Consider the following 11,651-nt stretch of genomic DNA (forward strand, 5'->3'; position numbering starts at 1 on the left):
CGACGAACGAAGTAACAAGACACATGGCGAGCCTCCTTGGCGATGCGATTGGCGTGAGAACCTATCTGCATCGTGAACGGGGCTCGTCCTATTTCTCAAGAAGCTGTCAACGCTAGCAAAAACTGCGAAAGCCGAACTAAGATCTGGTTTGTCACGCTTTTCGCCGGCTGCGAGGGCCATGTAGTAGTGCTTGAACTCCTGGTCCAAGTCGAACCCGCGGCGCATCGGTAGCTGCCAGCAAATGAACCAGACAAACCCCGAAAAAACATAGCCGCATGCCAGCCACCCGCGGTCGATATACGCGCCTTCTTTCACGATGAAATACGTGAAGAGTCCGATGGCGGTCCAAAGTCCGAATGCAACCTTCCATTCGTATTCGCGGCGATGCTGAAAGCTCTTTAGGGAGAGTTTTGCCAGTTCCAAATACACTTTCTGTTGCTCGATGAGTTCGACATCTTCTGTTAATCTTCCGACGGTGGACATATACGTGGCCCTCGTGTGAAACTCTCACGCCTCGACCGCATTGTAAATGCTGAAGGGCCAGCAAGGCGCCTACGTCGGCCCGAACTTGCTGAAGTTCGTGTCTGTCAGGAAATAGCCGTTATTGGCCACGGGCAAGAGCGGTGCCCAGCAGCGGCCGGCCACGGTGGTCGAGCGGGCGTTCGGCTTCGGATAGAAAGCCAGGCCGATCGTAAAGTTCCATGCTTCGTCGATCGAAGCGTCGGGCCCGGGCGCGGCCGAGGGATGCATGTAAGTCGCCAGCGCAAAGATCGAGACGCGATCGCTCAACGGCGCCGTGGCCGCCGCGCCGGCCAGGTAATCGCCCAAGCTGCCGTCCCGCGTGATGCGCGACTGTTCGGGCCGGCCCACCCAGAACCAGGTATCGGGTCCGCCCATGAACCATTTGTGATGCCAGTAGACGTTCAATTGCTGCACCGGCTGCCAGCGCACGGGGCCGATGGTGGGCACGATCAACGTTTGGCCAAAGCCGCGCATCGTGCCCCAGATGCCGAACTCGTTCCAGGCGCTTGTGCAGTAGCCGAGCTGGCCGCGCATCTGGATCAGCATCGGGTTCTGGCCGAAGATGCCGAAATTGTTGTTGTACATCGTGTCTTGCACGTACGCTCCGGTCCATCGCGAGCCCTCGACCGCGCGGCGAAACATTCCGAAGGTGAAGAAGCCTTGCGTTTGCGCCGAATCGGGCGTGAAGGGACGATAATCGGCGCCTGACCAATCGAAGACGCCGATGCTCGCGCCGATTTGAAAGCCGATACCCGTCAGGTCGCTGAGCACGCCCAGCCGGGTACCGAGGTTGAACCCGGCGACAACGCCATTATTCTGCCAGCCGCCGTCGGCCACTCCTTTGAACGAGTCGTAGCTGACAAAGCCGTTGAAAACGTAATTCGGGCAGGCATCGCACATGGCCGGGAGCGCCTGTGCATGATCGTGACCACGCGCACGGTCGCCGCGCGGCCCAAGTTCGACGGGGGGCGTATCGATGAGTTCGGGCAGTTGCGGCTCATTCGCCTGCGCGCTCGACACCGTCGCGATCGCAGGCTGGCCGGACGCCGCCATGTTCGAATCGCGGCCGATGATGTCGGCCACCGACGAGAATTGCGCACGCGAAGAGACGCCCACCGGGGCGGGCAAGCGGATGCAGGCTGGCGTTTGTGCGGCGGCAGAGCGCAGACTCGCCAGTCCGACGAAAAATGCCAGGGCTACGATACCCGGACGGAGACTGTAGCGCACCCACCTGCCTCCCTGCAGTGGTTCGGCGGCTTTGTCATGCGCGAAGGCCGCGCGAGCGCGCAGATTGAGCCCGCCAGCGATGGCCGGGCCTTGCGCGCACGGGAAGCCGCGCGCTTCAAAATCGGTTCAAGGCGATTGCGTCCCTGCCGCACACATCGCCCAGGGGCAGGTAAGACGCGCCGCATCCGTGGCGCGCCTGACGGTTCTCTTCGACCGGCACAGGCGGCACGAGCCAATTTTTGCGCACTCCAGGTCGCAAGCTTCGCGATGCGAACAACCGACCCTGTCGGCACATTTTACCCAGCAGGACTTCTCGCGGCTGGTGACTCGCCCTGCGGCTGGGCAGTCGCGCGCTGCGACCGCTAGAGCTCGGCCACGAGCCGCTCGACCGCCTGCAGTTGCTCGTCGACGCGCGACTGCATCTCGACTTCGTCGTACCAATTCCCAAGAGCGTGCAAGCAATCGTGGTCGAAGCCAGCGCCAGCATCGGCGAACATGATCTCTCGTGCTTGCGACCAGGAGAGTGCCCGCCGGTAAGGGCGACGCGCCGTCAGCGCCTCGCACACGTCGGCCACGGTCAGCACGCGCGTCGCCCACGGCAACACTTCTTCGGGCAATTGCCGGTGATAGCCCTGGCCATCCAAACGCTCGTGATGCGCGCCGGCCACTTCGGCCAGTGCGCTAAAGGCGTCGACCTTCTGCAAAATCTGTTGCGAGTAATCGGGATGCCGGCGAATCTGCGCAAGCTCGTCGTCGTCGGGCTTGCCGGGCTTGTCGAGAATCAGGTTCGACACGCCCAGCTTGCCGATATCGTGCAAGAGCGCCGCGCGGCGCATGTCGCGCAGCAAATCCGTGCCACAAGAGAACTGCCGCGCGATGCCGACCGTGATATCCGCCACGCGGATCGAGTGCTGATACGTCCAGGGGCTCTTGGCATCGACCACGTTGGCAAACGCCTCGGCCACGCGGTCCAGGCACGCCTCGTCGGCCAACAGCGGCTTATCCTCGGGCTCCCATCGGCTAAGCTCGGCTGGCAAGTCCGTGCAAGTGAGCCGCGCCCAGAAGGACGTGTCGGTGCTCAGCGATTCCACGATGTCGACCAGCTCGGGATCGAACCAGGTGCCGCTCCGCTCGCGCGCCACCTCGATGGCCGCAGCTAAACCGTACGTGGTAAAGAACAGCTCGACCGTTTGTGCCAGGCAACAGACACGCCCCAACAGGGAAATCTCTTCCCCGCGCCGCCCCCACGGATGCCCACGGCCGTCCCAGTGCTCGTCGAGGTCGAGAATCGCGCGGGCCGTGGACTCGGGCAAGCGCAGCATGCGGGCAATCGATGCGCCGCGCTCGCAGCGGGTTTGCGAAAGTTTCTTCGCCCCTTTGATGCCGCTGCGCACGAGCGCCGCCATCTGCAGCAGCTTGTCGAGTGTCGAACCTTCCGGAGCACACTGCCGCCAGCAGTTTTTCAGATTCTCGCCGGCACTCGTCCAGTTCGTCAGGCGGATCGAATTCTTGACCTGATGGTCGTCCGCGCCGAACAGGTAAGAGATCTTCGCGGCGTTGCTGGAACAGCCAACATCCTTGAGCAATACGGCGTAGAAGAGAGCCGATCGATCCGACGACCCTAGTTGTAACTCTTCGGCCAGCCGCATGCTGACGAGGGCCGAACGCATGCAGTGGCCTTGCGGGTTGCCCTGCGTGACGTCGAGCGCCACCGACAAGGCCGATATGATCTCGGAAAAGCGGATCTCGCTTCCCACGATCAGACGGCCGGCGCCGTCGGGCTGACTACACGCTGGTCCAAGTGCGGCCGTACAACTGCAGGCGTGGGGCATGCGGCGCGTTCTCCGAAGTAGGACAACCGTGCGAGTTGCCTTCGGAAAACATAGGTCACTAATCGTTTCGGCGACGAGTTTTACGGCCGTGCCAGCAGCAAAATCGACACACCCGCGCAAACTGGCGAAACACTCCGTGCCGCCTATTGATCGGCCCACGGACGCATCGGCGGAGGAGGTGCAGGCGCGTGCCAGCGCCAGATCGGTTGATACTTCACATCGAGATAAGGGGTCTCGATCCGCCGGCTCTCTTCGGTCAGCGAGGCCAAAAGCGCATCGAGCGCGCCCGAGACCAGCAATGTGCGCTCGACGTTCCAGGTGGGGCGGCCCGTAAGCATCATCTGCTCGATGCCGCCCAGCAACAGTCCAAAATGCGCCGCGGGTCGTCCCTCCTGCGTCCAGAACTCGCACGATTCGACGCGGTCGTCATCCGCGTAACGCCAGGCGCCCGCGAAGGCGCTGACCGCGCCATTCAATTCCAGCAAATGCGCTTTCAGACCATCGTTGTACTCGAGCGTGAATAACTTGGGCTCGGGCACCACGTCGCGAAGCGCGCGCCCCTCGGTGCGTGGATTGGGAATATGCTGCCAGGCGGCTTCGAACAGCGCCGGATCGAATGTCTTTTGTTCGGCCGCCCGCCAGACAGCATCGCCGGCCAGGGCGCGCACGGCCTTGACACCTGTCTCGCCACCGCCGCGCTGCTCGGCCAACGCCTGCGTGAACTCCATCGCATGAAATGCGTACGCGTCGGACGAGCCGTATGTGATCGACACGATTTCGGTCAGCTTCGCACCGCGGGCCACGTCGGCCGGCGGCTTGCGCCACGAGCCTGGCAGCGATGAACCGGCCATCAGCGGCACGTGCATCTCGCGGGCGGAATCGTAAATCGCCTTGGCATCGTCCCAATTATCGGCCAGGTGCTTGTCGATAAAGACGGGAACAACCCGACCGCTACGACGAAAGACGCGGATCGTCTCGTCCCAGAAGCGGCGCTTCGGATATTGCGTGTTGCCGGTTTTCGACTTGGGATACTGACCGTGCTCGGCAACCAGCAACACGCCGTCGACCGCCAATTCTCCGGTCCCAAGCGTGAGGGCGTCTTCGATCGTCTCGCTCACGCGAAAACGGTGCGACGCGGCCAACAGTCGGCTAATGTCGTTCGCCGGGCGCTGATCGGTGTACAGCGACACAAGCTCAAGTGGCGACTCGCGCCCTTTGCCATCCAGCGTGTCGGTCTGCAACAGCCGGCTGACGATCACGTCGGCGTGCGAATTGTGGCGATACTCGGTGACAATCGCGGCGACGCGCTTTTGATGCGGCACGGAAGGGGTGGGCTCGGCTGCGCGCGTACCTACGCAGGCGAAAGTCGTTACGGACAGTGCGACGGCATATAGCGCGGCCGAACTTCGCATCGCGATCCCACCTCTTTTATTCGGGGTCATTCCGCCCTTCAACCATTCTGGCTCGTGCATGGTCAAGCAGCGCTTGGTAGTCTCCCTGCCAAGGCTCGACGAGTACTTTTTCGAGCATGCAGCAAAGGTTCCAAAGTGCGATCTGTTCAGCGGGGTCTTTGACCTCGAGGACGTCGCAATTGGAGTAGCGCGAAAGCAGCTCGAATAGCACGAGTGCTTCATCATGCGTCAGCCGTACTTCCACCTCTGAATCTGGTTCGTCCATGCAGACAGTGTAAGGGTTTGAGTTGCGAGAATCGGCGCACTTGCGGCTTTCGCGGGCAGGCGCTATGATCGAATGTTCACTAGCGCCACGTGCCGCCTGGCGCTAGGCTGGACGCGCGGCCGAAGCTGAGCGCCAGAGCACAGGAATCTCGTGCCAGGAGGAGCAATCGTGGCGAAGATCCACGGAATCAACGACGTTGTGCAAGGAGATTGCATCGAGCGGATGCAGTCGCTGCCGGCCGGCGCGGTCGACCTGGTGTTCGCCGATCCGCCGTTCAACATCGGCTACGAGTACGACGTCTACGAGGACCGCAAAGAGCGCGACGACTATCTCGCGTGGTCGCGCAAGTGGATCAGCGCCGTGCATCGCGTGCTGAAGCCGGACGGCACGTTTTGGCTGGCCATCGGTGACGAGTACGCCGCCGAGTTGAAAATCGCCAGCCAGGAAATCGGCTTCACCTGCCGTAGCTGGGTGATCTGGTATTACACGTTCGGCGTGAATTGCACGAACAAGTTCAGCCGCTCGCACGCGCACTTGTTCTACTTCGTGAAGGATCCGGCGCGATTCACCTTCCGGGCCGAGGAACTAGAGAATCGCGTCCCTTCGGCGCGGCAACTGGTGTACGCCGACAAGCGCGCCAATCCCAACGGCCGGCTGCCCGACGATACCTGGGTCTTGCGACCGCAAGATCTGGCCGAATGCTTCACCACCGGCGAAGACACCTGGTACGTCCCGCGCGTGGCGGGCACGTTCAAAGAGCGAGCCGGATTTCACGGCTGCCAGATGCCCGAGCAACTCTTGGGGCGGATCATCCGGCTTTGCTCGCATGAAGGCGAGATCGTCCTCGACCCGTTCAGCGGCAGTGCCACGACCGTGGCCGTGGCCAAGAAGCTCGGCCGGCGGCACATGGGCATCGATCTGTCGGCCGAATACGTCACCCGCGGCCGCGCCCGATTGGACGGAATCGCCGTGGGCGACGCGCTGGATGGCGCACCCGAGCCGACAATGAGCGCGCCGGCGACGCCGAAAAATGGCGCGGCCAAAAAGCGCGTTCAGCAGCCGAAGAAGACGCGGACGCGCGAGCGGGTGTGAGGCGGGACTGACTACAACTGTCAATCGTCTTCGTCGGCCCAGTACTCGGATTCGTCTTGCAGGCCGTACTTCCTTGCGGCTTCGGGATCCGTCGTCACGAGATACGACAGTCGGCGCCCTGCAGAATCATGGCGGTTGTCGTCCACCGTGATGCCGTCGGCCTGCATCGCGGCGAGTTGACGCTCGGCGTCGTCAGCCGGCATAAGGTCCGGACGCCATAGCTTGACATACCGACGCGCCAGCGCGTGAACGGAGCGCCACAACTCGCGGTACTGGCCGCGCACCGAGTCACTCAGGTCCGCTTCGAACCCGCTCGGAAGTTGCAGAAGTTTGATCAATTCCTGGACGTCGGCCAGATCTTTCATGCGATCGGCGCCGGTCATGCCGGAAGCCAGCTTCAATTCCACGAGGGTCGGCAGGTTGACGTACTTGATCCCGTCGCGATCGATTGCAACAGCACAGGGGTCGGGAAAGCGCACGTCCTTGGGCTTGCCGTCTCCGGGATAATCGCCCGCCAGCAAGAACTCGATCTTTACGCCCGACTCGGCGTCGCGCAAGTTCTTGCTTTTTTCGAAGGGGCGTACGTAACCCCGCCCGTCGAGCGCAGTATGAATCGCCTTCAGACCCTCGCGCGTGACGAGGATATCGACGTCTTCTGTGAAGCGGCGGTACCCATGTTGAAAAAGTGCCATTCCACCGGCGACTGCATAGGGAATTCCCAGCTCGTTCAACCGCCGCCCGATGCGCTGCAACGCCCCCTGCACGGCGCCTTCGCCGGAAAAGAAAAGGCTTCCTTCGGACAAGGCCCACCTCGAGTTTTCAGCCAGTCGCTCTTCGAACGTGCGTACAGAGCCGGCTGGAGGAATCGAATTTGCGGAGAGTTCGGACATTGTCGATCACCGCACATTATCCCGGCAAAACATCTCTCGCAGCGCGTTTGTCCAACGTCCTTCCAGTATCGTTCGCGCTCCTGCCGTCGTCCAACTACACATCCAGATTCCGCACTTCCAACGCGTGTTTCTCGATGAACTCGCGGCGGGGTTCGACTTTGTCTCCCATCAAGACGCGGAACAGCTCGTCCGCGCCCGAGACGTCTTCCATCCGCACTTGCAAAAGCGTGCGGTTCTCGGGGTTGAGCGTGGTGTCGCGCAGCTCTTCGGCGTTCATTTCGCCCAAGCCCTTGAAGCGGGTGATGGCCAGGCCGCGTTCGCCGGCCGAGCGGATGGCCGAGAGCAGGCTGCGCAGATCCTCGATGCCGATTTCACTTTCGCCGCGCCGCAGGATGTAGCGCGGCTCTTCGGTGCCGGTGCGCTCCTGCGGAATGAGCGATTGGATGTCGAAGCCCATTGCGGCCAGGTCGGCAAGCGCCTTGTTGATCGAGCGGACCTCGTGCAGTTCGACGATGTGCAGCCGGTGCGAGGCGTCGCCGTTGGTGTGCTCGGCATCGGCATGCGGCGCGGCGGGCTTGCCGCCGGGGCGGTCCGTGACCGTCAGCTCTTTGCCGCCGGCGGCCTCTTTATCGGCCACGAACTTGTCGAGCTCCTCGCGTGTGGTAAACCAATGCTCGTGCGCGCCCAGATACACGTGATAGACCGGCAGCCGGCCCGAGACCGGATCCTGTCGTACGGCGTGCTGCCGCAGGCTGATGCCGCGGCGCTCGAGCGCCACGAGCGATTCTTCGAGCGTGGCCAAGGTCTGCGAAAGTTTCTTCATCTCGGCGCCTTCGATTTTGCGATCGTCGCCCGGCTCGAAGACGGCGTCTTGCAGGCCGAGTTCCAAGAGCTGGCCGCGCATCTCTTCGTCGGTCTGGACGTAGTAGGTGTCCTTCTTCGACTTCACGCGGAACAGTGGTGGCTGCGCGACGAAAACGTGCCCGCCTTTCACGAGCGGATACATCTGCCGATAGAAGAAGGTCAAGAGCAGCGTGCGGATATGCGAACCGTCGACGTCGGCGTCGGTCATGATCACGATCTTGTTGTAGCGGCGCTTGCCGAGGTTCATTTCCTCGCCGATGCCGGAGCCGATCGCGGAAATGATGCTGCGGACTTCTTCGTTGGCCAGCACCTTGTCTTCGCGCGATTTGAAGGCGTTGATGATCTTGCCACGCAAAGGGAGGATGGCCTGGAACTCGCGCAGGCGGCCCCCTTCGGCGCTGCCGCCGGCCGAATCACCTTCGACCAGGTACAGCTCGCAGCGTTCCACGTCGCGGCTCGAGCAGTCGCGCAGCTTGCCAGGCAGCCCGCCGCCGGAAAGGGCGCCCTTGCGTTCGCGCACCATGAGGCGCGCCTTGCGGGCGCTTTCGCGCGCCTCGGCCGCGAGCAGACCCTTCTGGGCGATGACCTTGGCCGTTTTCGGATTCTCTTCCAGGAAGCGGCTGAGGAAATCGCCCACCGCCGAGTTGACGATCCCTTCCACTTCGCTGTTGCCGAGCTTGGTTTTGGTTTGCCCTTCGAATTGCGGCTCGGGCACGCGCAGCGATATCACGGCCGTGAGGCCCTCGCGGAAATCCTCGCCCGTCGGCGCGAGGTCCTTGAAGAGATTCTCCTTCTTGCCGTAGTTGTTCAGCGTGCGCGTGAGCGCCGTGCGGAAGCCGGAGAGGTGCGTGCCGCCCTCGGTGGTGGCGATATTGTTGACGTACGAATGAACGTTCTCGGTGTATTCCGAGGAGTACTGCAGCGCCACTTCCAGGCCGATGCCGTCGTAATCGCCGGTGATGTACACCACCTCGGCGTGCAAGGGCTCGGTGGCGCGGTTCAAGTGCTGAACGAACTCGATGATGCCGCGCTTGTACTGGAACGAATCCCCTTCGCCGGTGCGCTGATCGCTGAAGTTGATGCGCACGCCGCGATTCAAGAACGCCAGTTCCTGCAACCGCTTGTAGAGCGTGTTGTAGACGAACTTATTGTTGCCGAAGATCTGCGGGTCGGGCTTGAACGTGGTCTTCGTGCCGACCTTGTCCGTGGTGCCGATGCGGCGCACTTCGGTCGTCGGCTCGCCGCGTTCGTACTCCTGCTGATAGACGTGCCCCTTGCGGCGCACCTCGACTTCGCACCATTCCGAAAGGAAATTGACGACCGTGACGCCGACGCCGTGCAAACCGCCCGAGGTTTGATAAGCCCCTTTCGAGAACTTGCCACCGAACTTGAGCACGGTCATCACGCCCTGCAGCGTGGAAAAGCCGAGATCCGGATGTTGTTCGACGGGGATGCCGCGGCCATCGTCCTCGACCGTGACCGACCCATCGATATTGATCGTCACGCTCACGGTATGCGCGTGGCCGGCCATGGCCTCGTCGATCGAATTGTCGACGACTTCGTAAACCAGGTGGTGCAAGCCACGCGCGCCGGTATCGCCGATGTACATGCTGGGCCGCTCGCGCACGTGCTCCAGGTCGCTTAAGTGCTCGAGCTGATCGGCGCCGTATTCGGATTCCACCTTGCGATATTCCGGCATGTCGCCGGCGGCGTCGTCGGGACCGGGCGCAGGGGATGCGGGTTCGTCTGCCATAGGGCTGTTACTCGTCCTTTAAGAGAATGGGTCCGTGTCGATCGATCTCGCGCTGGCCAAACGGCTCGCGCTCTTGGCCGTCAATCGTGCTGACCCAGTTTCGTTCTCGTATCACTCCGTTGGGCCAACCCGAAATCGCAGGTCGGCAATGTGTTCGTGCGGCAGCCGCTCGCGCAACTGCGTGAGGATGGCCGCCTTCTGAAAGGTTAGCTCTTGGACCAGTGCCGAATGGGCCACCGTGACCTCCAATCGACCCTGCCGAACCAGGCCTACGCGGCTGTGCCGGGCGATCAATTCTCCTGCCGCCTCCTGCCACGCCTCGGCCAGGTCGGCCGACGAGCGATCGCGCGCATAGCCGCGCTGCGCCATCAAGTCGGCCAGCACGTCGGAAATCTTTTGCGGTCGTCGATTCGACACGTGATTGCACTTGTTCCTTCATCGTCTAGCGGTCGCGCGCCAGCGGCATGATCACGTACGAATAACCGTCGCTGGTGTGGCACACCGCCGCGCTTTCGGCATCTTTCAGCTCGAGCGTGAACGTCGCTTCCGGCTCGAGCACCTTGAGAAAATCGTTGAAGAACCGCGGGTCGAGGCTGATCGATACCGCGGCGCCGTCGTACGCGACCGGTAGCTCGACGCGCGATTGACCCACCTCGGGCGCGCGGCCGGCGAGAATTACCTTTCCCTGGCCGAAGGTGAAATCGACGCCACGGCTTTCTTCGCTGGTCACGATCATCGCCTGGCGGACGGCCGAATAGAGCGGGCCGACCGACAGCTCGATCTTCACCGCATCAGGCCGCTTGGGAAACACTTCGCGCCACTTGGGAAAGCGCCCCTCGACCAAGCGCGAGTAGAGCGTCGCCCGCGGGCTTTTCACCAGAATTTCATTGGCACGCGCCGCGATCTGAATTTCGGCATCCGGCTCGGTGAGAATTTTTTCCATCAGGTGCATGCTGCGCGCGGGCACGATGGTCATGTTGTCGCCCGTCGCGTGGCCGCCGACGCTTTGCGCCGGCGCCTCCATCATGGCCAGGCGGCGCCCGTCGGTGCCCACGGCCGTGATCTTGTCGGCCGAGAGTTCGACGAGCACGCCACCCAAAGCGTATCGGCTGCTTTCATTATCGGTGGCAAAGGTTGTGCGACGGATGATCTGCGAGAGGACGCGCGCCGGCACGACGTGGTACTTCGATTCGCTGAAATCCGCCACCGCGGGAAACTCGGCCGGATTCTCGGCCGGCAGGCGAAACTCGCTGTGCTCGCCGCGGACGACGACGCCGCTGCCGTCGGATTCGAGCCGCAAGGTCGCATCGCCACTTTCGCGCAGAATCGACCCGAAGCGGCCAATTGGCAGCACCACGCTGCCCGGAGCCTCGGCCGTGATGCCCGGCACTTCGACGCGGATCCCTATTTCCAGGTCCGTGGCCAGCACGACGCCGCCGTCGCCGCGGGCATCGAGCTTGACGTTTTGCAGGATCGGTTTGGGGCTGCGCGCAGGGGCTACGGCCGCGGCGCTTTGAAACGCATTCAACATCTTTTCGCGATCACATGTCAGCTTCATAGGTTTCCCGCGCTCCTGACGGGTCGTTCGATTCGTCCGTTATCACAAATTCTGTTTCCAAGGTATTGTGGTCGTCGCGCCCGTGCCGAACTGGCGAGTTGCTTCGCGTCCTGGCTGTTGCACCGCGGTGCGAGGTTGGATCGGTTTTCTCTTACGTAGTTTTTCAGAAAGTAGTAGTAGCAATGCGACCGCGAATTCCGTCGATAACTCGCGGCACGATTCCTTAACGACCGAAC

General features: G+C 62.4%; 10 protein-coding genes. 1 reads left to right on the forward strand and 9 read right to left on the reverse strand.

Annotated elements, in window-relative coordinates; all coding sequences use genetic code 11:
• From VHD36_13435 to VHD36_13455, 5 genes are all read right to left on the reverse strand, one after another.
• The coding region (locus tag VHD36_13435) for a hypothetical protein (GenBank protein HVU88317.1) at positions 1-483 on the reverse strand (483 nt) is incomplete at its 3' end.
• Positions 484-552: 69 nt separating this feature from the next.
• A complete protein-coding gene (locus tag VHD36_13440; GenBank protein ID HVU88318.1) occupies positions 553-1,749 on the reverse strand; it encodes a DUF6666 family protein in 1,197 nt (398 codons plus the stop codon).
• Positions 1,750-2,111: 362 nt separating this feature from the next.
• Positions 2,112-3,581: an HD domain-containing phosphohydrolase gene (locus tag VHD36_13445; GenBank protein ID HVU88319.1), complete on the reverse strand. Its 1,470-nt coding sequence runs from the start codon at positions 3,579-3,581 to the stop codon at positions 2,112-2,114.
• A gap of 143 nt (positions 3,582-3,724) precedes the next feature.
• Positions 3,725-4,993, reverse strand: coding sequence for a hypothetical protein (locus VHD36_13450; protein ID HVU88320.1), 1,269 nt, complete (start codon positions 4,991-4,993; stop codon positions 3,725-3,727).
• A gap of 16 nt (positions 4,994-5,009) precedes the next feature.
• Positions 5,010-5,258: a hypothetical protein gene (locus VHD36_13455; protein ID HVU88321.1), complete on the reverse strand. Its 249-nt coding sequence runs from the start codon at positions 5,256-5,258 to the stop codon at positions 5,010-5,012.
• Between the two features lie 168 nt (positions 5,259-5,426).
• On the opposite strand from VHD36_13455, the gene VHD36_13460 reads away from it, so the two are divergent.
• Positions 5,427-6,350: a site-specific DNA-methyltransferase gene (locus VHD36_13460; GenBank protein ID HVU88322.1), complete on the forward strand. Its 924-nt coding sequence runs from the start codon at positions 5,427-5,429 to the stop codon at positions 6,348-6,350.
• 20 nt (positions 6,351-6,370) lie between these two features.
• Here the strand turns inward: VHD36_13460 and VHD36_13465 are convergent, their stop codons facing one another.
• From VHD36_13465 to dnaN, 4 genes are all read right to left on the reverse strand, one after another.
• The gene (locus VHD36_13465) at positions 6,371-7,153 is read right to left on the reverse strand and encodes a hypothetical protein (protein ID HVU88323.1); all 783 of its coding nucleotides are present in this window, start codon (positions 7,151-7,153) and stop codon (positions 6,371-6,373) included.
• A gap of 181 nt (positions 7,154-7,334) precedes the next feature.
• On the reverse strand, positions 7,335-9,803 hold the full coding sequence (locus tag VHD36_13470; GenBank protein ID HVU88324.1) for a DNA gyrase subunit B: 2,469 nt from the start codon (positions 9,801-9,803) through the stop codon (positions 7,335-7,337).
• 165 nt (positions 9,804-9,968) lie between these two features.
• Positions 9,969-10,274 (reverse strand): DUF721 domain-containing protein, encoded by a 306-nt coding sequence (locus VHD36_13475; protein ID HVU88325.1) that lies wholly within the window; start codon positions 10,272-10,274, stop codon positions 9,969-9,971.
• Between the two features lie 25 nt (positions 10,275-10,299).
• Positions 10,300-11,415 (reverse strand): DNA polymerase III subunit beta, encoded by a 1,116-nt coding sequence (gene dnaN, locus VHD36_13480; protein ID HVU88326.1) that lies wholly within the window; start codon positions 11,413-11,415, stop codon positions 10,300-10,302.
• Between the last annotated feature and the right edge of the window lie 236 nt (positions 11,416-11,651).

Source organism: Pirellulales bacterium (genome assembly GCA_035546535.1).
In the GTDB taxonomy this organism is placed as follows: domain Bacteria; phylum Planctomycetota; class Planctomycetia; order Pirellulales; family JACPPG01; genus JACPPG01.

Coding starts and splice junctions, on each gene's coding strand:
- dnaN (HVU88326.1), bottom strand. CDS start 11,415: ATGAAGCTGACATGTGATCGCGAAAAGATGTTGAATGCGTTTCAAAGC.
- VHD36_13470 (HVU88324.1), bottom strand. CDS start 9,803: ATGCCGGAATATCGCAAGGTGGAATCCGAATACGGCGCCGATCAGCTC.
- VHD36_13455 (HVU88321.1), bottom strand. CDS start 5,258: ATGGACGAACCAGATTCAGAGGTGGAAGTACGGCTGACGCATGATGAA.
- VHD36_13445 (HVU88319.1), bottom strand. CDS start 3,581: ATGCCCCACGCCTGCAGTTGTACGGCCGCACTTGGACCAGCGTGTAGT.
- VHD36_13450 (HVU88320.1), bottom strand. CDS start 4,993: ATGCGAAGTTCGGCCGCGCTATATGCCGTCGCACTGTCCGTAACGACT.